The following is a 22,948-nucleotide window of genomic DNA, read 5'->3' on the forward strand; positions in this document are numbered from 1 at the left end:
CTCACACTCCTTTCGCAACGCGCGGGCCACGCCCGCGCCAGATCCCCAGACCGAGCAGCAGCATCAGGCCGGCCAGCGCCAGCCAGAGGTGCTCATCCGCCGCCTGAGCCAGGTTTTTCCCCTTGTCGGCCTCTGCCTGCTCGTCCTGTTCGGCCGCCTCGTCTTGTGCTGCCGGCTGTAACTCGCTGAGTGTGCTCGGCGATTTGGCCTCGGACGTCGGCAACTGCGCGGCCCGCAGGCGCCGTTCGAGACCGGCGCGCAGCTCGGCCGGCAACTGCGGCAGCAGCCACTGCAGCATCGGATGATCCGGCCGGGTATGGCCGCTGCCCGGCAGGCCGTGGGCGTCGACCAGACGGGCGAAGCGCTCGCCGAGCTGGCGGACGGTGGCCTCGTCGGCCTGCCAGAAGCCCTTGTGGATCGCCACCAGCATCAGCGCCAGCATGTTGCTCTTCACATGGACGTTCGGCCCCCGTTCGAGGAAGTCGGCCAGGCCGAGTTGGTAGCGGTCGTCGAGGTACACCGCCTTGACCTCCTCCCAGACACTGTCGCCGATGATCTCCGGGTTGGTCACTTGCCAGCCCCAGAGGTATTCGAGGAACTCGCTGCCCATGGTGCGCGCGCCGGCGTAGTCGTGGCGCATCAGCGCCTCGATCCAGGCCGGATTGAGAAAGCGCCCGCGCAGTTCGGCCAGGAGCGCCTGCGGCAGCGGCTGCAAGCGCACCTGGGCCGGATCGTTGTGCCAGGCGACGAAGTTCTCCGGCGCCTGCCCGGAGAGTTGCTCGACCGCCAGGCTCAGGCCGCCGAGGTAGTCGAAGGCGTCGTTGTTGTCCATCAGCCCGTAGAGGTTGCTGGAGCGGCCCAGGTAGGTGCGCCGCACCTGTTTGAGGTTGTCGGCGAAAGCCGCCTGCGCCGCCTCGCCCTGCCGCTCTAGGCCGTAGGCGTGGCCCATGCGGGTGACGTAGGCGCGGGCCAGTTCGCCGCGCTCCTGCCAACTGCCGGAGCGCTCGACCAGCCGGTTGATGCCGGCCCCGTAGGCGCCGGGCGCCACGCCGAACAGGCGCAACGCGGCCAGACGCCCGGCCTCGCCGGCGGACAGGCCGCTCTTGAGCCGCCCGGCGGCGTCCTCCACCCAGTGCGCCGCCACCCGGTTGCCCTCCAGGCTCTCGCCGCCGCCCTCGCCCGCGCCCTGCAAGGGTGCCAGCGCCTCGGCCAGCGCCGGGCGCAGGGCCGGGTAGTCGCGGCGGATGCGCTCGGCGGAGGCATTCAGCGCCAGTAGCACGGCGCGTTCGAGCAGGGCCAATTGGTCGGCGTAGAGGTCGCGGAACAGCCCGGAGGTGGTGAACAGCAGGTCGCGGCGTTGCTCGCCCGGCGCCAGCTCGCGCAGGCGGATGCCCTCGACGATGCCGCGACTGTTCCACTGCGGCTCGATGCCGAGCAGAGCGAGGCCGAAGGCGATCATCGCACCCTCGTCGCGCACCGTGTCCGAGGCCCAGAGGATCACCGCCTCACGGCCATCCGCCGGCAGCGGGCGCGCCCGCGCCTTGGCCGCCATCTCGCTGCCGATGCGCCAGCCGATGCGGCTGGGCAGCAGGCTGCTGTCGAGGGCGTGGAAGTTGCGCCCGGTCGGCAATGCCTCGGGGGTGCGGATCGGGTCGTTGCCCTTGCCGGGAGCGACGAAGCGGCCGTTCAGTGCATTGAGCAACGCCGCCATCTCGGCCCGCGGCGAGTCGACCAGCGCCGGGCGGAAGGCCTCGCCGCCCTCGCCCATGGACCTGACCAGGGTGTCCACTGCCTCCTGCCGCCAGGGCTTGCCGAACACGTGCAGGCCCATGGGCATGAAGCGCTCCTGGATGGCGGTCAGGTAGTGGCCGAGTTCGTGCACCAGCAGGTCGTCGTCGGCCTGCTCGAAACCGATGCCGCGTGCCGCCAGCGGCTCGGCCATCGACTGGCGCAGCTCCGGCTCGAGCCCGGCGCTGCCGATCAGCCGGCGGATCTCGGCGATGGTCGCGCGTCGCGCCGGGCCGTCCACCTGGCCGCTGCCGGCCTCGAAGCTCTCGATCAGTTGGCGCAGGCGCAGCAGGTCGTCGTACAGCGGGGTGGCCACCAGCGGCGGGGTCAGGTGGTCGATCATCACCGCCAGACCGCGACGCTTGGCCTGGATGCCCTCGCCGACGCCATCGACGATATAGGGGTAGATGCTCGGCAGGTCGCCGACCACCTGCATCGGGTAGTCCTCGTCGCTCAGCCCGGCGCGCCGGCGCGGCAGGAACTCGTAGGTAGAGTGCCGGCCGAGGTGGATCAGCGCATCGGCGCGGAAATCGTCGCGCAGCCAGTGGTAGAAAGCCAGGTACTGGTGCGGCGGCGGGAACACCAGGTTGGCGTGCAGCAGTTCCTGGTCGATCTCCCAGCCGCGCGGCGGCTGCGGGCCGACGAACACCTTGCCGAAGCGGATGCCCGGCAGCAGCAGGCGCTCGCCCTGCACCATCACCCGTCCCGGCGCCTCGCCCCAGCCGCGCAGTCCTTCGATGCCGGTGGCGGCGAGCGCCTGCACCAGCCTCTCGGCCTGCGCCCAGTCGGCTTGTCCCGGCGCGTCCAGGGCGGCGCGGTAAATCGCTTCGAGCTGGGCCAGCAGATCCAGGGCGCGCTGCCGCGCCGGATGGACCACGCCGTCCAGCACGTGATGCAGTTCGCCGGAACCGCTCTCGAAGAGCCCGCGAGCGATCTCGCTGCGGCCGCTGTCCAGGGCGCGGCGCAGTTGGGCGTGCCAGTAACCCAATGGTCCTTGCACCATCTCCGCTCGCAGCGCCGCCGGCAGGGTTTCGAACCAGCGCCGGTAATCCCCGGCGCTCAGGGTCTGCACCTTGTCCGCCATGGCCGTCAGGGCATCGCCCTGCTCCGGCAAGTTGACGCCACGCTCCTGCAGCAGGTCGAGCAGCGCCGTCGGCGACTCGGGCAGCGGACCGGTATCGTAGCCATCGGCCTTGAGCCGGGTGAGGATCTCGAACAGCGATTGCGGTACGTCGAGATTATCCGCGCCGATGTTGTGCCGGCCCGGCGGGTGATTGTAATAGACGATGGCCAGGCGCTTGTCCGCATTGGCCTTCTGCTGCAGCACGCACCAGCGCCGGATGCGCGCGGCGAAGGCATCGAGCTGCGCCGGCAGCGGCGTGGCGACGCCGAAGCGGATGCCCGACAGCGGATCGTCCTGGCGCTCGTGCCAGGCCGCCAGCACCATGGCCTGGCCGCTGCCCTGCAGCTCGGACATGGCCAGTTGGTAGTGCACCTTGTCGCGTGCCAGGCCGTCGCCGGACAACTGCCAGCCGGTCTCGTCGCGATCCTCCAGGCGCAGGCCCTTGAGCACCGGCACGTTCAAGCGCTCGAACAGCCCGGTGACTTCCTCGCGGCCTTCGCCACCGCCGACCACGAAATCCTGCAGCACGACGATGGCGGCGAGCGGCGGATGCCGTCCCTCCTTCAGCCAGCGCACCGCTGCCAGCGAGCCCGGCCCCCAGTCGGCGAACAGGCTGACGCAGGCCAGGCCCTGGCTTTCCAGGCGCCGGCAGATGGCGTCGTTCAGTTCGCGGTCGCCGGCACGGTCGGCGCGGCCATGATCGATCACCGCGACCAGCGCGTCGCCGGAGAAGGCCAGTTCGTCCTCGCCGCGCAAGGCTCCCTGCTGGTAAAAGCGCAGCGGCGGGCGCGCCCGCACGGCCGGCACCGCCACGCCCGGATCGTGCCGGGCCGCCAGCCAGGCCAGCAGGCCGGCGATATTGTCGATGCCGCCGGCCTGCCAATAACTGCGCGCGGCGATCCAGTCGGCCTGGCGCGGATGTTCGGCCTGCCGGCGGGCGATCCAGCCGGCCAGCTCGCCTTGCGGGCGCAGCCGCCCCAGGGTCTCGACCGTCTCGCGCGAATCGAACAGCGGCTGCCCGCGACTGCGACTGAGCTGCACCAGGGCGTGCTCGCTATGCATGAGAAAGCTGTCCGCCGGCGCGACCTGGCCGAGCAACGCGCCCAGGCGCTCCACCTCGGCGCCGAACAGGCCGACGCCGAGCAGCGCCCGGCCCTCGCCCAGCCAGACGCGCAGCGCCGACTCATCGAGTTCGGCGAGTTGCTCCGGGGTGCGCGCACTGATCCGCCACTGCGGATTATCTCGCTGGAACTGTGCGGCCGCGCCGGCGAACTCGGCGGCGCTGTAGCGGGAAACGATGGTGTTCAGTTGCGTCGCCGAGGCCCAGGGGGCGAGCAGCCCGAGCAGCACAGCCAGGCCGAAACGGCGAAAAAAAAGTAGAGATGGCATGCCCAATCCCGGATCGAAAGGCGATGGGCAGAGGAAACGGACGCACCACCGGCGGCAAGGCGCCGGAACGGCCATGGCTGGCGACCGCACGGCCGCCCACCGCGACCTGCTTCGGGAGAACGGGCTGGTGTCGGGCTCGGCCGTGGAACGGCCCCACCGTTGCGGGGGCAGCGTCAGCTTGGACTGACTTCCCATTTATCCCGGACCTCGATCCGGGCACCGCGTTCTCCATGTCGCCGGCCCGAGGCCGGCAGGGGCGCCACCTTACGCGGCGGACAGCGCTGGGGCAAGGCCGTCTCGCTGGCGGCTTTCCAGAGTCTTTGCTACGGATTATTGGCCGTCCTGCCAGTCCCTGCCTAATCTGACTTTGCGTGGATGAATTGCCTCGGTCGGCAACCGGCAGCTTTCGATTTCGAGATACCACTCGGAACTGCTCCGCCAGAGCCAGGCAAGGATGGGATAAGCATGAGCAGAGAATTCACATTCGACGCAGGGTCCGACTACCTCTCCCGGGACTCCGGGCTGCACCGCCTGACGGTCGAGCTGCTGCAACAGGCCGACATCCGCATTGGCGGCAATCGTCCCTGGGACATGCAGCTCAAGGCCGGCGGCGTGCCCGAGCGGGTCTTCGCCCAGGGCAACCTGGGACTGGGCGAAGCCTACATGGAAGGCGCCTGGGAGGCGGAACGGCTGGACGAGTTCTTCTTCCGCCTGCTGCGCGCCGACATCGACCGCCAGGTGAAGCCGGCACGACTGATCTTCCACACCCTGCGCTCGCGCCTGCTCAACCGGCAGAATCGCCGACGTGCCTGGAAGGTCGGCGAGACCCACTACGATCTCGGCAACGATTTCTACGCGGCCATGCTCGATCCGCGCATGACCTACACCTGCGGCTACTGGAAAGATGCCGGCGATCTGGCCGGAGCCCAGGAGGCCAAGCTCGAGCTGATCTGCCGCAAGCTCGGCCTGGAACGGGGCATGCGGGTGCTCGACATCGGCTGCGGCTGGGGCAGCTTCATGGGCTATGCCGCGGAACGCTACGGCGTACAGTGCGTCGGGGTGACCATCTCCCGGGAACAGCAGGCCCTGGCCCGGGAACGTTACGCCAGGCTGCCCGTGGAATTCCGCCTGCAGGACTATCGCGAAATCCAGGGGCGCTTCGACCGCATCGTCAGCGTCGGCATGTTCGAACACGTGGGGCGCAAGAACCACCGGTGCTTCTTCGAAGTCGCCGCGCGCTGCCTGGCCGACGATGGCCTGCTGCTCCTGCATACCATCGGCAAGAACCGACGCCACTCGACTCCCGACCCCTGGATCGACCGCTACATCTTCCCCAATGGCGACCTGCCCTCCCTCGGGCAGATCGGCGACGCGCTGGATAGTCTTTTCGTGCTCGAGGATCTGCACAACTTCGGTGCCGACTACGACAGGACCCTGATGGCCTGGCATGCCAACTTCGAGGCGGCCTGGCCGCGCTTCGCCGCCGAACTGGGCGAAAGATTCCAGCGCATGTGGCGCTACTACCTGCTGTCCTGTGCCGGCGCCTTCCGCGCCCGGAACATCCAGCTCTGGCAGTACGTGCTGTCGAAGAAGGGCATGCCGGGCGGCTACCGGCGCCCACTGCTTTGAGGCCGGAGCCCGTGGACGACAAGCACGACGACGACAAACCCCTGACGCTCCGGCAGATGCTGCGCAGCGTGCTGGCCGCCGCCCTCGGCGTACAGAGCGGCGAGAACCGGGCACGGGACTTTTCCAGGGGCAAGCCGAGCCATTTCATCCTGCTCGGTATAGGCTCCACCATCCTGTTCGTGCTGGTCCTGATCGGGGTGGTCAGGCTGATCCTGCATCTGGCCCAGTCCTGAACGGCCCATTTTCGTCTCGGCCGGAAGCCGCTTCGGCCCGGACTCGCCCCAGAGCACGTCCGTACAACTTACAATAACAAAAAACTCTACTTTTATAGAAAAACATTACTTTTACGTATAACTCTGAGCTGATATCGTAATCCGCTTCTCCGAAATAGCGGTGCGCGGCCGCGCGCGCAAAAAAAGCCGTAAGCAGCCTGACCGACAGGACACTTCATGTACGTATACGACCAGTACGATCAACACATCATCGAGGACCGGGTCCGCCAGTTCCGCGACCAGACCCGTCGCTACCTGGCCGGCGAGCTGAGCGAAGAGGAATTCCGTCCGCTGCGCCTGCAGAACGGCCTGTACATCCAGCGCTACGCTCCCATGCTGCGTGTGGCCGTGCCCTACGGACTGCTCTCCTCCCCGCAACTGCGCAAGCTGGCCCGGATCGCCCGCGACTACGACAAGGGCTATGCCCATATCAGTACCCGGCAGAACGTGCAATTCAACTGGCCGGAGCTGGAGGATGTCCCGGACATCCTCGCCGAACTGGCGACGGTGCAGATGCATGCCATCCAGACCAGCGGCAACTGCATCCGCAACACCACGACCGACCAGTTCGCCGGGGTAGCGCATGACGAGTTGGTGGACCCGCGTCCCTGGTGCGAGATCATCCGCCAGTGGTCCACCTTCCATCCGGAATTCGCCTTCCTGCCGCGCAAGTTCAAGATCGCCGTCAACGGCGCCGTGGGCGACCGTGCAGCCATCGAAGTGCACGACATCGGCCTGGAGGCCGTGCACAACGGTGCAGGCGAACTGGGCTTCCGCGTCTCCGTGGGCGGCGGCCTGGGCCGGACGCCGATCGTCGGCACCTTCATCAACGAATTCCTGCCCTGGCAGCACCTGCTCACCTACCTGGATGCGGTGCTGCGGGTCTACAACCGCTATGGCCGCCGCGACAACAAGTTCAAGGCGCGCATCAAGATCCTGGTCAAGGCACTGACGCCCGAGGTGTTCGCCGAACGGGTCAACGCCGAATGGGCCCACCTCAAGGACGGCCCGAGCACCCTCACCGAGGCGGAGGTCGAGCGCGTCAGCCGCTGCTTCGTCGATCCGGCCTATCGGCTCCTCGAAGACCAGGAGGCCGCCCTCGCCCGTCTCGATGCCGAGCACCCGGGTTTCGCCCGCTGGCGCGCGCGCAACGTGTTCGCTCACAAGAAGCCGGGCTATGCCGCCGTGACCCTGTCGCTGAAACCCACCGGCATCGCCCCCGGCGACATCACCGACAAGCAGCTGGATGCCCTCGCCGATCTGGCCGAGCGCTACAGCTTCGGCGAAGTGCGCAACTCCCACCAGCAGAACGTCATCCTCGCCGACGTCGAGCAGGCCCGCCTGTTCGACCTGTGGGGCGAACTGCGCGAGCTGGGTTTCGCCACTCCCAATGTCGGCCTGCTGACCGACATCATCTGCTGCCCGGGCGGTGACTACTGCTCCCTGGCCAATGCCAAGTCGATCCCGATCGCCGAAGCCATCCAGCGTCGCTTCGAGGATCTCGACTATCTGTTCGACATCGGCGAACTCGACCTGAACATTTCCGGCTGCATGAACGCCTGTGGCCACCACCATATCGGCCACATCGGCATCCTCGGCGTCGACAAGAAAGGCGCGGAGTTCTATCAGGTGTCCCTCGGTGGCAGCGCCGGCCGCGACGCCAGCCTGGGGCAGATTCTCGGTCCGTCCTTCGCTCAGGAGGATATGGCCGAAGTGATCGAGAAGATCATCACCGTCTATGTGGAAAAGCGCGTCGAGGACGAGCGTTTCATCGATACCTTCCGCCGCATCGGCATCGAACCGTTCAAGGAGCGCGTTTATGCAGCGAATCATTAAAAACGGCCAGGTGATCGACGAAACCTGGCATCTGCTGGACAAGGACGCCACGCTCGAGGGCCTGTCCAACGCCGACGACCTGATCGTCCCCCTGGTGCTATGGCGCGAACACGCCCATGCCCTGAAGGTCCGCGACGGTGGCCTGGGCATATGGCTGGACAGCGACGAGGAAGTGGAGGAAATCGCCGGCGACCTCGGTCATTTCAAGGTCATCGCCTTGAACTTCCCCAGCTTCGTCGACGGCCGCCATTATTCGAGCGCCCGCCTGCTGCGCGAGCGTTATGGCTACCAGGGCGAGATCCGCGCCGTCGGCGACGTGCTGCGCGATCAGTTGTTCTTCATGCAGCGCTGCGGTTTCGATGCTTTCGCCATCCGCGCGGACCGCGATCCCCATGACGCCCTGCAGAGCTTGCAGGACTTCTCGGTCTGCTATCAGGCCGCCGCCGATCAGCCTCCGCTGTTCCGCCGCCGCCAGGGCTGAGATTCGCCCCACTGAAAATCGGGATAGGGGGCGGCCAGAGCCGCGCCCCTCCCACACCACCCGGCATGCGGGTCCGCACCGGGCGGTTCGAGAAGTCGAGGTCAGGAGAGGCGTGGTAAGCCCAGACGATCAAAGTAGGCAATCGTCAACACATTATGTCCAGCAGACAGGCTGTTATGCCACCAACGGCGGCTCAACGCTGCCACCGATTGCGCCACACCCTGCTTGGCACCAAGACGAAGCAGCTCTCGGTAGATCGTTTTACCACGCCGCCACTGCTTGAGCTGGAGGGCACGCAACCTGCGCCGTATCCACTCGTCCAATCTTCGCCAGACTCGCGGTATCTGCGCCAGGCTAAAGTAGCCTTTCCATCCCGGCAGGTAGCGGCGGAGCTTTTCGATCACCTCGGCGAGGCTGCGCCCGCCATTGCGGCGAGTACACTACCTGATCCGTTGCTTGAACGCCTCCAGCGCTTTCTTCGATACGCCACGGCGCACCTCGCCATCGCGGTTTTGCCACAAGCAGTAGCCGAGGAAGCTGCGCCCAAACACGCCCGCCACTGCGCTTTTCGATTCGTTGATCTTCAGGCGTAGCTTGTCGTAGCAGCGTTTGAGCAGGGCCATCACGCGCTCGCCCGCCTTCTGGCTGCGAACGTAGACGTTGCAGTCGTCGGCATAACGGGCAAAGCGATGTCCCCTGCGCTCAAGCTCCTTGTCCACCGCATCGAGCAGCACGTTGGCCAGCAGTGGCGACAGCGGCCCACCTTGCGGCGTGCCTTCCAATCGTTCGACCACCACACCGCCATCCATGATCCCCGCATTCAGATAGGCCCGAACCAGCCGGATCACTCCGGTGTCGTTCACCTGCCTCCTCAGTCGGTCGATCAGGATGTCGTGGTTGACCCGGTCGAAGAACCGGGACAGGTCGACGTCCACCACGATGCAGTAGCCTTCCTGAGCGTACCGCTGGGCAGACAAAACCGCGTCCCAGGCCCGGCGACCAGGCCGGAACCCGTGGCTGTGCTCGCTGAACGAGGGATCGATCAGCGGTTGCAGCACTTGTAGCAGGGCCTGCTGGATCAGACGGTCGGTCACGCTGGGGATGCCCAGCTCACGCTCACTCCCGTCTGGCTTCGGTATGCACACGCGCCGTACCGATAATGGCTGGTAGGTTCCCATCAGCAGCTGCTGTCGGATACTCGGCCATACCTGCCTGAGATGGGATTCGGTCTGGTCTATGTCCAGCCCATCCACCCCAGCGGCTCCCTTGTTCGCCTTCACGCGCTTCCAGGCGCGCTGCATGTTCTCCTTTGCGACAACCTGCTCCAGCAGGCGTCGCCCTGCGTCCTCCGATCCTTGACGCGGGAGGTGTGCTTCATCGCTGGACGGCTGTGACGGGGCTTCACCCCGACACTGCATGACCCGCCCCGTTTCCACGGGCATCTGATGCATGGCACGACTCATCGACAAGACGTTGACGCTCCTTCTCGTTCGGCCCTTCGCCTCACGGCTACTACGGCCTCTGCTGACTCTTCGCTCCGGCTATTCACCGTCGCTCTTTCAGGCATAAGGCGAGATCTCCCCAGGTAAGAACGCACTCCTTCACTGCACAACCGCAGGATTTACGCCACCTCACCTTGGCCACGAGAGCTTCGCGGTTTCTCGCCCACTCGCCCTGCTCGGCAGCGCCTCATATCCGGTTCTTGTCCATCGGCTCGCAGTTTCGCTCCACGCTTCCTCCCCACGCTCGGTCACCCTTACGCAGTTGCGCTTCGCTTCGTTCGCTGTGGCCAGCTCACGGGAGGACTGCACCTCCAAGAGTGCGCCCATGCTGGGCGCACGAAAGAAGCCCCGCTCGGCGGGGCTTCTTCTCGATCACTGATAGCGACTTCGACTCAAGCGCTCCCACCAGTTCAGAAGCACACGGTCCACGGCCAGGGCAGCCCCCAAGCCGAAACGCTCCTGCAGACTCTTTCTTTCGGCGTAATGCAGTTGGAACAGCTCCGCACTGCCGGCCTTCGCCGCCAGGTATTCGTCGCTGGTCATCAACTCATCGACCAGTTGCTTCTCCAGCGCACTCTGCCCGAGCCAGATCTCGCCGGTGGCGATCTCATCGATGGTCAATTGCGGCCGGTAGCGGGCAACGAAGTTCTTGAACAGCTCATGGGTGGTTTCCAGGTCCTCCTGGAACTTTTCCCGGCCTTTCTCGGTGTTCTCACCAAATACCGTCAAAGTGCGCTTGTACTCGCCGGCGGTGAGCACTTCGAAGTCGATGTCATGCCTTTTCAGCAACCGATGCACATTGGGCAACTGCGCCACCACACCGATGGAGCCGAGGATGGCGAAAGGCGCGGAAAGAATCCGATCACCGATGCAAGCCATCATGTAACCGCCGCTGGCGGCCACCTTGTCGACGCATACGGTCAGGGGTACACCAGCCTGGCGGATACGGACCAATTGCGAAGCGGCCAGGCCATAGCTGTGCACCAACCCGCCCCCGCTCTCCAGGCGCAACACGACTTCGTCTTCGGGCTTGGCCATGCTCAGCACGGCCGTCACTTCATGACGCAGCTTGTCGGTAGCGGAAGCCCGGATGTCGCCATCGAAGTCCAACACGAAAAGCCTGGGCTTCGTCTTGCCCTCCTTCCGCTCCCGTTTCTCGGCCTTGGCCTCCGCCTTGCGCCGGGTCTTGAGGCGGTCCTTGTCCAGCACTATCTGCTCTAGACTTTCCCGCAGGGACTTATAGAAATCATTGAGCCTGTGCACCTCGAGATGCCCTTCGCCCCGATGACGGCTTCTGCTGCGCAAGACCGCGATGGCGACCAATATCACCAGAACGGCCACCACCACTGTCACGGTCTGGGCCAGAAAACCGGCATAATCGAGAAAAAACTCCACAGCCATCCCCTTTTCAAGACACAAACAAAACGCCCGGCTTCAGGCGTTGTCGAAGCGCTCAAGCATACCGAGAGGGCTATGCCCCGACCAGCGCAACAGGAGGAAGCAGAGTTCCATGGACGACGCAGGAGCAAACATTGACAGCCTTCCACGGCCCCTCCTAACCTCGGAAAAATAACAATAACTACAAGGATATGGACGTGGGCAGCATTTATTTGATCCGACATGGCCAGGCCTCGTTCGGCACTCAGGATTACGATGTACTCTCGCCCCTGGGCAAACGTCAGGCCGAAATGCTTGGCGCCCATCTTGGACGCCAGGGAGTCGGCTTCGACCGCTGTATCAGCGGCTCGCTCAGGCGCCAACAGCACACCGCCAGCGCGACGCTGGAACAACTTCGACTCGCCGGCATGAAGATTCCCGCCATCGAAACCGATCCGGCCTTCGACGAGATCAATATCGATGCCGTGATCCGAGCCCATCTTCCTGACCTGTTTCCAATCCATCAGGACATGCAGCAAGCCCTGCAGCAGGCCGCTACTCAGCCGAGCAACTTCCAGCGACTGTTCGGCCAGGTCATCGAGCAGTGGATCTCCGGCAGGCACAAAAAAGAAACATTGGAGAGTTGGGATGGCTTCCGTACACGAGTCCAGGGCGGCCTCGATCGCCTGCTGGCCGATGCGGCACCGCAGGCACGCATTGCCGTATTCACGTCCGGCGGTCCTATCATCGCCCTGCTGCATCTGGTCGTTGGCTTGTCCGCCCCCAAAGCCTTCGAACTCGCCTGGCAGATCGCCAATACATCCTTCAGCCAGTTAAGATTCGACGGTAACGAGGTGACTTTGGCTTCCTTCAACAGCCGTGCGCACCTGGAAACGATGCAGGCACCGGAACTCATCACTTATCTGTGAATTTCGAAGCTTTACCCTGCACACTTCTCCCCTCGAAAAGGAGCAATATATGACTTCTGTTGCCGACATCATCGAAACCATGAAATCCAGATTTGATCCCAGTGCCGCTTCCGGCCTGGATATCGTGTTCCAGTTCACCATCAAGGATGCCGACAATCACTATCTGGTGGTCAAGGACGGCACTTGCGAAGTCCACCATGGCGATGCCGAGGAGCCCAACGTCACTCTGGTCATGGACAGCAAGACCTTCAAAGGCATTACCAGCGGCGAGATCGGCGGCATGCAGGCCTTCATGTTCGGCAAGTTGCGCGCGGAAGGCGATGTGAAGCTGGCGATGAAACTGAGCGAACTGTTCCCGCTCTGAGTCCGGCAACCCCGCGAGCCGACCTGTTTTCCTTCCCACTGCCGGCTGCCGTCGAAACCAGCGAGCCGGCAGTCCGGTTCAACTCGGCAGAAGAGGTTCTTCGAATCCGAGGCGTCGCGCCCTGTAGAGCTCGATCAAATAGCGGGCGATCGAATACTTCGAAGGCAATGGAGGAAGATCAGCCAGACTGAACCAACGAGCGTCTTCGATTTCTTCGGGCTGGAGGACTATTTCGCCACCGGCATATTCGGCATGGAATCCGAGCATCAGCGAATGAGGAAAAGGCCAGGATTGGCTGGCGATGTACCTCAAATGCCGAACCTCGACGCCAACCTCCTCCCGCACCTCACGCATCACGCATTGCTCCACGCTCTCGCCCGGCTCGACGAAACCTGCGAGCGTGCTGTAAACGCCAGCGGCGAAACGTGGCGAACGGGCCAGAAGAACCTCGTCATCACGAGTGACCAGTACGATCATGCTTGGCGACAAACGTGGATAGTATTGTTCTTCACACTGGGCACAGTGCATCGCCCGCTCTCCCGGCAACAGCATCATCGGCGCTCCGCAGCTGCCACAGAAGCGATGCTGGCGAGCCCAAGTGCCGATCTGCGTGGCATAGCCGAGCAATTGGAAAGTCTTGGCATCGCTTTCAAGCATGAGCTGCCGCAAAGTCCGCCAGGAGCACCCTTCTACCTCGACAGGGCTTTCCAACTCGAGCAGACGGACAGGCCCACCGTCGAAACTCCCGAGCATGTGCTCGACGAGCACCGGCAAGCCCTGCGCCTGCAGGAGCCGATAGGGAAACAGCGGCCCTCGCGGGCCCAGCAGGAAATGCTGGCGGCAGTGCGCTAGCGCCAAGCCTTCCGATGAAGGCTCGATATTCATTGCAAGGTTCCAATGCGGGCTCATCATTTGAAGGGATCCTCTTACCTGTCCCTTGAAAGCCGGCTTGTAAACCATCCAGTACTAGAGGGACCAACATGCAGTTTATGACAGGACTGCTACACGGGCTTGCGCAATCCCTCGATAATCGTGAAAACGAAACGACGATGCAAGTTAGGCAACGGCAGGCAAGGTCAGAGCACGCAGCGCCTCAGTGGCCAGATCAAGGATATGAAGTTGACTATCAGGGGTACCACCCTCCAAGTAGTACTCCAAGCAGGTCAAAGCATCGGCCAGGGTTTCAAGCGTGGGCTCGGCAGGTATTTGCTGGGAGTCCAGCATCTGGGAACGGATGCAATCGGCGCAAGCACCGGTCAGCGATGCCGCATGCTCCAGCCCGAGAAACCAGAGCCCGCCACGAACCGCATCGAGACTGACCGGCACATTGGCCAAATGCAGCCTTTCTCCTTGGAAATCCAAGTAGGCGGCGATCGCTCGCTTGGCAAGTACAAGGGTGGCCTTTGCCTCACCCAGAACAACGATCCGCGCCTCGGTTAATTGGTGTCTGACGAAGCAATTCGACTCTTGGTCCTGCAGTTGGGAATACTCACTGTGCTCAAGACCGGCAACTACCCCCTCCACATGCAGTAGAGCCTCCGCCAGGCGCGCAAGAAATTGCGAATCGAGCGACTGGCTCGGCGAGGTCGGCAACAACTCCTGCAAGAGATTGCCCACCGAAACCAGGCCAACCATCGTGAGCGTTTTTGCCAACTTACACAGTGAGACCTGCAGTCCAATCAGGTGATCCTCCTGCCCGCAGCCACGCTCGATGAGATCCATGGTGTCTTCGATGCCAGCCAACTCCTCGCGAATGGCAGAAGACAGGGAACGCATGACCGTCCTGCCAGGACCTTTTAGGCGCCTGAACTCTTTTTCCAAGAATTGATCGGTAAACGGTAACTTTTCGAGACCAAATACCCGGCGTAACTCGGTGACCCGCGGACCGCAGCTCTCCGTTAGAGCCACAAGGTAAAGAAGCTCCCGTAGTAGACTTTGAGAAACTTCATAATAGGAACAGGCCAGAGCTTGCTTGAGCTGGCGCTCGACGCGGGCAAACAGATATTTCCGCGACTTGCGAGGCAAGAGCCGGCCATCCAGTTGGGCTTCGAGAGCAGCAGCGCAGATCCAGAACAGTCGGCCTTGAGGATGATTGACGAAAAGTCTATCTAAGCGCGACATTGCGCGAGACATGAGATCCAGGCTAACGGATAAGCTGTGCTCACGAATGAAGCCAAGCAGGCCAATCTGATACATATGCCGCAAGCGTGCCACTTCATCAGTCCGAATTCCTGGCCCCTGGCCTGTGGAGGAACGGTGGGCAGGAAAGGACACATCAAGGCTGACACTGAAGAATTGGCTCTCTGGCAAGGGCAGCAAGCCTGCAGCCTGGCGCAGTTCATCGACTGCAGGCAGCAGCATTTCCGGCAGACCTTGATGCTGGAAATCAACGCTCTCAAGGTATCTCCGCAACACATACAGGGCATTGCTCAAGGCGGCCAGACGGCCATTTTGATTCTGGCTGATACCCAAGGGGATATCGATCGCTTGCTGAAGTATCTCGAAGGCCAGCAACTCGGCCCCGACTAATTCGATCAGGCTAAGGGTGCCACGTACCTGCTGTAAATCCAAAACGATTTGTTGAAGGAGGGTGCTGTTCTCGCGCTCGACAATAAACTGCTCAAGCCTCTGCTCGGCCCCCTCAATGGTAGCGAACAATTCATTACGTACCAAAGCAAGAGACATAGCATTGAGCATGGATCTATCGCACCTCCAGTGCCAAACTCCCATGAATCTTCATCAGCAAAACCAGTATGAATCTGCTTGTCTTCGTTTGCTGGTTTTTTCTACAAAGCCAAGATCCGACATGAACCGTATAACCATAACAACAGCTCTCTTCGAATAATGCGATTCAGCACACGGCTTTGGGTGAAAGGTCATCGAGCAGGACAGGTTCGTAAAGATCCAGGCCCCAAGCAAAAACCCCCGGACCGATGGCTCGGTCCGGGGGTTCGCAAAAGGCGCTTGACGATGACCTACTCTCACATGGGGAAACCCCACACTACCATCGGCGATGCGTCGTTTCACTGCTGAGTTCGGGATGGGATCAGGTGGTTCCAACGCTCTATGATCGTCAAGCAATTCGGTTGCCGCCGTGTCGATGACACGACAGCCAATCGGGTAGGTGATAGCGGTAGCCTGTTTCCGGCAGCGTGCGGTCCAGCCAAATCTTCGGCCTGTCGGCTGCGCCCTCTCCGTGCCGCCCCGCTGGGGCTGGCAACAGATTGTTTGGGCGTTATATGGTCAAGCCTCACGGGCCATTAGTATGGGTTAGCTCAACGCCTCACAACGCTTACACACCCCACCTATCAACGTCGTAGTCTGCGACGGCCCTTCAGGGAGCTCGAGGCTCCAGTGAGATCTCATCTCGAGGCGAGTTTCCCGCTTAGATGCTTTCAGCGGTTATCTCTTCCGAACGTAGCTACCCGGCAGTGCCACTGGCGTGACAACCGGAACACCAGAGGTTCGTCCAACCCGGTCCTCTCGTACTAAGGTCAGCCCCTCTCAAATCTCAAACGTCCACGGCAGATAGGGACCGAACTGTCTCACGACGTTCTAAACCCAGCTCGCGTACCACTTTAAATGGCGAACAGCCATACCCTTGGGACCGGCTTCAGCCCCAGGATGTGATGAGCCGACATCGAGGTGCCAAACACCGCCGTCGATATGAACTCTTGGGCGGTATCAGCCTGTTATCCCCGGAGTACCTTTTATCCGTTGAGCGATGGCCCTTCCATACAGAACCACCGGATCACTAAGACCTACTTTCGTACCTGCTCGACGTGTCTGTCTCGCAGTCAAGCGCGCTTTTGCCTTTATACTCTGCGCGTGATTTCCGACCACGCTGAGCGCACCTTCGTACTCCTCCGTTACGCTTTGGGAGGAGACCGCCCCAGTCAAACTGCCCACCATACACTGTCCTCGATCCGGATGACGGACCGGAGTTAGAACCTCAAGCATGCCAGGGTGGTATTTCAAGGATGGCTCCATGGGAACTGGCGTCCCCACTTCAAAGCCTCCCACCTATCCTACACAAGCAGGCTCAAAGTCCAGTGCAAAGCTACAGTAAAGGTTCACGGGGTCTTTCCGTCTAGCCGCGGATACACTGCATCTTCACAGCGATTTCAATTTCACTGAGTCTCGGGTGGAGACAGCGCCGCCATCGTTACGCCATTCGTGCAGGTCGGAACTTACCCGACAAGGAATTTCGCTACCTTAGGACCGTTATAGTTACGGCCGCCGTTTACCGGGGCTTCGATCAAGAGCTTCGCTTGCGCTAACCCCATCAATTAACCTTCCGGCACCGGGCAGGCGTCACACCCTATACGTCCACTTTCGTGTTTGCAGAGTGCTGTGTTTTTAATAAACAGTCGCAGCGGCCTGGTATCTTCGACCGGCATGGGCTTACGGAGTAAATCCTTGACCCTCACCGGCGCACCTTCTCCCGAAGTTACGGTGCCATTTTGCCTAGTTCCTTCACCCGAGTTCTCTCAAGCGCCTTGGTATTCTCTACCCGACCACCTGTGTCGGTTTGGGGTACGGTTCCTGGTTACCTGAAGCTTAGAGGCTTTTCTTGGAAGCAGGGCATCAACCACTTCGCCTTCGTAAAGGAAGGCTCGTCATCGGTTCTCGACCTTGACCACCCGGATTTGCCTGAGTGATCGGCCTACCGCCTTAAACTTGGACAACCAACGCCAAGCTGGCCTAGCCTTCTCCGTCCCCCCATCGCAGCAACCAGAAGTACGGGAATATTAACCCGTTTCCCATCGACTACGCTTTTCAGCCTCGCCTTAGGGGCCGACTCACCCTGCGTCGATTAACGTTGCGCAGGAACCCTTGGTCTTTCGGCGTGGATGTTTTTCACACCCATTGTCGTTACTCATGTCAGCATTCGCACTTCTGATACCTCCAGCAAGCCTCTCGACTCACCTTCACAGGCGTACAGAACGCTCCTCTACCGCGCATCTTGCGATGCACCCGTAGCTTCGGTGCCTGGTTTGAGCCCCGTTACATCTTCCGCGCAGGCCGACTCGACTAGTGAGCTATTACGCTTTCTTTAAAGGGTGGCTGCTTCTAAGCCAACCTCCTAGCTGTCTAAGCCTTCCCACATCGTTTCCCACTTAACCAGGACTTTGGGACCTTAGCTGACGGTCTGGGTTGTTTCCCTTTTCACGACGGACGTTAGCACCCGCCGTGTGTCTCCCGTGCTGGCACTTGCCGGTATTCGGAGTTTGCATCGGTTTGGTAAGTCGGGATGACCCCCTAGCCGAAACAGTGCTCTACCCCCGGCAGTGATACACGAGGCGCTACCTAAATAGCTTTCGAGGAGAACCAGCTATCTCCGAGCTTGATTAGCCTTTCACTCCGATCCACAAGTCATCCGCTACCTTTTCAACGGGAGTCGGTTCGGTCCTCCAGTCAGTGTTACCTAACCTTCAACCTGCTCATGGATAGATCGCCCGGTTTCGGGTCTATACCCAGCGACTTGGCGCCCTATTAAGACTCGCTTTCGCTACGCCTCCCCTATACGGTTAAGCTTGCCACTGAATATAAGTCGCTGACCCATTATACAAAAGGTACGCAGTCACCCAACGAAGTGGGCTCCCACTGCTTGTACGCATACGGTTTCAGGTTCTATTTCACTCCCCTCTCCGGGGTTCTTTTCGCCTTTCCCTCACGGTACTGGTTCACTATCGGTCAGTCAGGAGTATTTAGCCTTGGAGGATGGTCCCCCCATGTTCAGACAACGTTTCACGTGCGCCGTCCTACTCGATTTCATTGACCAGGGACTTTCGTGTACGGGGCTATCACCCGCTACGGCGGCACTTTCCAGAGCCTTCCACTAATCCCAAGCCAACTTAAGGGCTGCTCCCCGTTCGCTCGCCACTACTAAGGGAATCTCGGTTGATTTCTGTTCCTCAGGGTACTTAGATGTTTCAGTTCCCCTGGTTCGCCTCTTGCCCCTATGGATTCAGGACAAGATACCCGGCTTGTGCCGGGTGGGTTTCCCCATTCAGAGATCGCCGGATCACGGGCCGTTTGCCGCCTCCCCGACGCTTATCGCAGGCTACCACGTCTTTCATCGCCTCTGACTGCCAAGGCATCCACCGTATGCGCTTCTTCACTTGACCATATAACCCCAAGCAATCTGTGGCCTCGCGGCCGTGCCTGGCTGGTGTGAAGACGACATTTGCCGAACATTTGCGCTTGAACTCGCACATTTGCCTTGACCACGCCGATCGCAGTGAAACAATCGACGCGTCGTACTTCTATCACATACCCGAATTGTTAAAGAACGGTTCTGGCGCAAAGACCAGAAATCAGCATTCGCCCTATGGGAAATGCTCATTTCTAAGCTTTCAGCGATGGTGGTGGGTGGTGGAGCCAAGGAGGATCGAACTCCTGACCTCCTGCGTGCAAAGCAGGCGCTCTCCCAGCTGAGCTATGGCCCCTCTTGCCTTGCGCGAGGTCGACACCGGCCACGACCCTTGACAATTGGTGGGTCTGGGCAGATTCGAACTGCCGACCTCACCCTTATCAGGGGTGCGCTCTAACCAACTGAGCTACAGACCCAATCGTCTCACTCTCGGGTCTAGACCCAATCGCTGTTTGCCAGGGAATCAAGCAATTCGTGTGGGTGCTTATGATAAGCCGGATCTTCGATTAAGGAGGTGATCCAGCCGCAGGTTCCCCTACGGCTACCTTGTTACGACTTCACCCCAGTCATGAATCACTCCGTGGTAACCGTCCTCCCGAGGGTTAGACTAGCTACTTCTGGAGCAACCCACTCCCATGGTGTGACGGGCGGTGTGTACAAGGCCCGGGAACGTATTCACCGCGACATTCTGATTCGCGATTACTAGCGATTCCGACTTCACGCAGTCGAGTTGCAGACTGCGATCCGGACTACGATCGGTTTTCTGGGATTAGCTCCGCCTCGCGACTTGGCAACCCTTTGTACCGACCATTGTAGCACGTGTGTAGCCCTGGCCGTAAGGGCCATGATGACTTGACGTCATCCCCACCTTCCTCCGGTTTGTCACCGGCAGTCTCCTTAGAGTGCCCGACCGAATCGCTGGTAACTAAGGACAAGGGTTGCGCTCGTTACGGGACTTAACCCAACATCTCACGACACGAGCTGACGACAGCCATGCAGCACCTGTCTCTGCGCTCCCGAAGGCACCCATCAATCTCTTGAAAGTTCGCAGGATGTCAAGGCCAGGTAAGGTTCTTCGCGTTGCTTCGAATTAAACCACATGCTCCACCGCTTGTGCGGGCCCCCGTCAATTCATTTGAGTTTTAACCTTGCGGCCGTACTCCCCAGGCGGTCGACTTAATGCGTTAGCTGCGCCACTAAGCTCTCAAGGAGCCCAACGGCTAGTCGACATCGTTTACGGCGTGGACTACCAGGGTATCTAATCCTGTTTGCTCCCCACGCTTTCGCACCTCAGTGTCAGTATCGGTCCAGGTGGTCGCCTTCGCCACTGGTGTTCCTTCCTATATCTACGCATTTCACCGCTACACAGGAAATTCCACCACCCTCTACCGTACTCTAGCCCAGTAGTTTTGGATGCGGTTCCCAGGTTGAGCCCGGGGCTTTCACATCCAACTTGCCGAACCACCTACGCGCGCTTTACGCCCAGTAATTCCGATTAACGCTTGCACCCTTCGTATTACCGCGGCTGCTGGCACGAAGTTAGCCGGTGCTTATTCTGTCGGTAACGTCAAGACGCTTGGGTATTCACCGAGCGCCCTTCCTCCCAACTTAAAGTGCTTTACAATCCGAAGACCTTCTTCACACACGCGGCATGGCTGGATCAGGCTTTCGCCCATTGTCCAATATTCCCCACTGCTGCCTCCCGTAGGAGTCTGGACCGTGTCTCAGTTCCAGTGTGACTGATCATCCTCTCAGACCAGTTACGGATCGTCGCCTTGGTGGGCCTTTACCCCACCAACTAGCTAATCCGACCTAGGCTCATCTGTTAGCGTGAGGCCCGAGGGTCCCCCACTTTCTCCCGTAGGACGTATGCGGTATTAGCGCGAGTTTCCCCGCGTTATCCCCCACTAACAGGCAGATTCCTAGGCATTACTCACCCGTCCGCCGCTCGCCGGCAACCCGAAGGTCCCGCTGCCGCTCGACTTGCATGTGTTAGGCCTGCCGCCAGCGTTCAATCTGAGCCATGATCAAACTCTTCAGTTTCAATTCGTTCGGACCCTAAGATCCCAAACTTGGCTCAGCAATCGCCATAACTCATGAATTCACGAGTCGCTTGGACTTGCTGACTGTCTTGCGATGCCAGGCTTGCCACAAGCGCCCACACGAATTGCTTGATTCCACTTTGTTAAAGAGCGTTTCGACCGGGCTTCCCCGTCCGAGGCCGCGCATTCTACCGCAGCCCGTGAACCTGTCAAGCGTTTCGATACGTGTTTCGCATCCGCTTCGCTGACCCTTTCCTGCCCTGCCTCACGGCCAACCCTTTGATTTTCAAGGGCTTGCCCTGCTGGGCGGAAAGTGGGGCGCATTATAGGACCTGAAAACGGAACGTCAACACTTAATTGAAATTCTTTTCGGAATGCCAATTCCTTTTCCTTTCTAATCCTTTAACTGCCCCTTCGCCTGTGGCGTTTCCAGAATCAATTCCACCCGCCGGTTACCGGCCCTTCCCTCAGGGCTGGAGTTTTCGAGTAGCGGTCGAGTATCGGCAAGGCCTACCGCGCGCATGCGCTGGCGTGCAACGCCATTCGCTTCCAGGTAACGCACCACGCTGCCGGCCCTGGCCCCGGAAAGTTCCCAATTGGAAGGAAAGCGCGTACTGCGGATCGGCAGCGAATCGGTATGCCCCACCACCACGATGTCATGCCGACTGCTATTGAGTACCGGGACCAACTGCTGCAATACACGTAAACCGTCCAGGCTCAGGTCGGCCTGTGCGGAACTGAAGAGGATCTCGCTACTGATACGAAAGCTCACCGTGCCTTCCTTCACGATCACCTCGATATCCTTGCCCAACTGATCCACCGGTAATCCTTGAAGAGGATCACCCGTGGAGTCCACATCCTTCTCGTCGCGCAAAGACCGGCCCGCCTGCTCGAGCAGACCGCTGCCAGCCGGCAGAACCCCCTCGGACAGCGGGCTGAGCGATCGCTCTTCGTTCCCCTGCCCCCTACCGGCGAAGGCCAGCATCACCACCAGCAACACCAACAGCAGGGTCATCATATCCAGATAGGTCACCAGCCAACCCTCCGTCTCGCCTTCGGACGTATCCGGCTCGTGGGCCGAATTGGCAGCCTGGCGCTTGACCACGCGCGTCGCCTGCCGCGCCCGGGCCAGTTCTCGCTCCAGTTGACGTTGACGCTCCAGCAGTGCTTTGCGCGCCGAGCCGGCGGAAACCGAGGATGCCCCCTCCAATGGCTCGGTCATTGCCGGGCATCCCCCTCACCCGACTCGAGATCGCGCGATTCGCTACCGTCATCACGAATCTCATCCTGGTACTGCGCGACGAACGAATTCAGCGTTTCCCGCATCAGCCCCGGATTACGCTTGTTGCACATCATGGAAATCCCCTGCAGCACCATGTTCATCAGCACCACCCGCTGCTCGGTACGCCGCTCCAGCTTCACCGCCACCGGCTTGAATACGAGGTTGGCGAGCAGCACGCCATACAGGGTGGTCATCAGCGCCACAGCCATCTGCCGACCGATAGCCGTCACATCGCCATCCCCCAGCAGGAACATCAGATTCACCAGCCCCACCAGCGTGCCGAGCATGCCGAATGCCGGCGCATAACCGGCCATCACCCGGAACAACTGCGCCTCGGCGTGCTCCTTGGCGCGCAGACGGGAAATCCGCCACTGCAGCAATTCGAGGATGTCATCCTCCGGCGTCATGTCGATCACCAGTTGCACCCCGGTACGCAGGAAAGGATTCCTGACCTGGGCCAGTTCCCGCTCCACCGCGCGCAGATCGCCACCCGCCCACAAGCGGGAGATCTTCACCAACTCCTCGATATCGTCCTCGGTATACAGCCGTTCGTTGCGCATCACCGTGGCGATCAGCGTGAATATCCGCAGCACTTCGCCCAACGGATAACTGATGAAGGTCGCTGCGAAAGTGCCGACCACGACGATGCCCAGGCTCGGCAGATCGACGAACAGAGCCGGGTCTTCGGCGGAATAGACCAAGGTGACGGCCAGCAAAGCGACGCTGGCGAGCATGCCAATGAGTGTGGAGGGATTCATGTGGAACTCCGGAACGAAC

General features: G+C 61.2%; 12 protein-coding genes, 2 tRNA genes, 3 rRNA genes, 1 pseudogene and 1 riboswitch. Of the genes and pseudogenes, 6 read left to right on the plus strand and 12 right to left on the minus strand.

The window, feature by feature from the left end:
* Position 1 precedes the first annotated feature (1 nt).
* Entirely contained in the window at positions 2-4,300 is a 4,299-nt protein-coding gene (locus AVCA_RS12515; RefSeq protein ID WP_236616146.1) for a cobaltochelatase subunit CobN, read from the minus strand.
* A 106-nt stretch (positions 4,301-4,406) separates the two neighbouring features.
* Positions 4,407-4,539: riboswitch (cobalamin riboswitch) on the minus strand.
* A 226-nt stretch (positions 4,540-4,765) separates the two neighbouring features.
* On the opposite strand from AVCA_RS12515, the gene cfa reads away from it, so the two are divergent.
* The 4 genes from cfa (at position 4,766) to AVCA_RS12535 (ending at position 8,518) form a co-directional block, all read left to right on the plus strand.
* Positions 4,766-5,929, plus strand: coding sequence for a cyclopropane fatty acyl phospholipid synthase (cfa, locus tag AVCA_RS12520; protein WP_012701311.1), 1,164 nt, complete (start codon positions 4,766-4,768; stop codon positions 5,927-5,929).
* Between the two features lie 56 nt (positions 5,930-5,985).
* Positions 5,986-6,162 (plus strand): DUF2970 domain-containing protein, encoded by a 177-nt coding sequence (locus tag AVCA_RS12525; protein WP_175556026.1) that lies wholly within the window; start codon positions 5,986-5,988, stop codon positions 6,160-6,162.
* Positions 6,163-6,378: 216 nt separating this feature from the next.
* Positions 6,379-8,037 carry a nitrite/sulfite reductase gene (locus AVCA_RS12530; protein WP_012701314.1) on the plus strand — a complete coding sequence of 553 codons (1,659 nt, stop codon included), beginning with the start codon at positions 6,379-6,381 and terminating at the stop codon, positions 8,035-8,037.
* Entirely contained in the window at positions 8,021-8,518 is a 498-nt protein-coding gene (locus tag AVCA_RS12535) for a DUF934 domain-containing protein (protein WP_012701315.1), read from the plus strand. Before AVCA_RS12530 ends, AVCA_RS12535 begins: the two co-directional genes overlap by 17 nt.
* Positions 8,519-8,619: 101 nt before the next feature.
* Here the strand turns inward: AVCA_RS12535 and ltrA are convergent.
* Together ltrA and sohB are read right to left on the minus strand one after the other, a co-directional pair.
* A pseudogene (gene ltrA, locus AVCA_RS26415) lies at positions 8,620-9,987 on the minus strand (group II intron reverse transcriptase/maturase).
* A gap of 405 nt (positions 9,988-10,392) precedes the next feature.
* Positions 10,393-11,415: a protease SohB gene (gene sohB, locus AVCA_RS12545; RefSeq protein WP_175556027.1), complete on the minus strand. Its 1,023-nt coding sequence runs from the start codon at positions 11,413-11,415 to the stop codon at positions 10,393-10,395.
* Positions 11,416-11,615: 200 nt separating this feature from the next.
* Here sohB and AVCA_RS12550 point away from each other — a divergent pair, with 200 nt between their 5' ends.
* Both AVCA_RS12550 and AVCA_RS12555 read left to right on the plus strand, forming a co-directional pair.
* A complete protein-coding gene (locus AVCA_RS12550) occupies positions 11,616-12,326 on the plus strand; it encodes a histidine phosphatase family protein (protein ID WP_041807559.1) in 711 nt (236 codons plus the stop codon).
* A gap of 49 nt (positions 12,327-12,375) precedes the next feature.
* The gene (locus tag AVCA_RS12555; protein ID WP_012701320.1) at positions 12,376-12,690 is read left to right on the plus strand and encodes an SCP2 sterol-binding domain-containing protein; all 315 of its coding nucleotides are present in this window, start codon (positions 12,376-12,378) and stop codon (positions 12,688-12,690) included.
* A 78-nt stretch (positions 12,691-12,768) separates the two neighbouring features.
* On the opposite strand, the gene nudC is transcribed toward AVCA_RS12555, so the two are convergent.
* From nudC to AVCA_RS12600, 9 genes are all read right to left on the minus strand, one after another.
* Positions 12,769-13,599 (minus strand): NAD(+) diphosphatase, encoded by an 831-nt coding sequence (gene nudC / locus AVCA_RS12560; RefSeq protein ID WP_041807561.1) that lies wholly within the window; start codon positions 13,597-13,599, stop codon positions 12,769-12,771.
* Between the two features lie 147 nt (positions 13,600-13,746).
* Positions 13,747-15,387, minus strand: a complete 1,641-nt coding sequence (locus AVCA_RS12565; protein WP_197471115.1) for a ferrous iron transporter B — start codon at positions 15,385-15,387, stop codon at positions 13,747-13,749.
* A 265-nt stretch (positions 15,388-15,652) separates the two neighbouring features.
* Positions 15,653-15,768: ribosomal RNA gene (rrf, locus tag AVCA_RS12570) — 5S ribosomal RNA — on the minus strand.
* 161 nt (positions 15,769-15,929) lie between these two features.
* A 23S ribosomal RNA gene (locus AVCA_RS12575) occupies positions 15,930-18,821 on the minus strand.
* A gap of 245 nt (positions 18,822-19,066) precedes the next feature.
* Positions 19,067-19,142: transfer RNA gene (locus AVCA_RS12580), tRNA-Ala, on the minus strand.
* Between the two features lie 44 nt (positions 19,143-19,186).
* A tRNA-Ile gene (locus tag AVCA_RS12585) sits at positions 19,187-19,263 on the minus strand.
* Positions 19,264-19,354: 91 nt separating this feature from the next.
* Positions 19,355-20,890 (minus strand): 16S ribosomal RNA (locus AVCA_RS12590).
* The 16S, 23S and 5S rRNA genes sit together here with 2 tRNA genes alongside, the layout of an rRNA operon.
* Positions 20,891-21,283: 393 nt before the next feature.
* Positions 21,284-22,111, minus strand: coding sequence for an OmpA/MotB family protein (locus AVCA_RS12595; protein ID WP_012701325.1), 828 nt, complete (start codon positions 22,109-22,111; stop codon positions 21,284-21,286).
* On the minus strand, positions 22,108-22,929 hold the full coding sequence (locus AVCA_RS12600; RefSeq protein WP_012701326.1) for a motility protein A: 822 nt from the start codon (positions 22,927-22,929) through the stop codon (positions 22,108-22,110). Before AVCA_RS12600 ends, AVCA_RS12595 begins: the two co-directional genes overlap by 4 nt.
* Positions 22,930-22,948: the final 19 nt, after the last annotated feature.

Source organism: Azotobacter vinelandii CA (assembly GCF_000380335.1).
Lineage (GTDB): Bacteria > Pseudomonadota > Gammaproteobacteria > Pseudomonadales > Pseudomonadaceae > Azotobacter > Azotobacter vinelandii.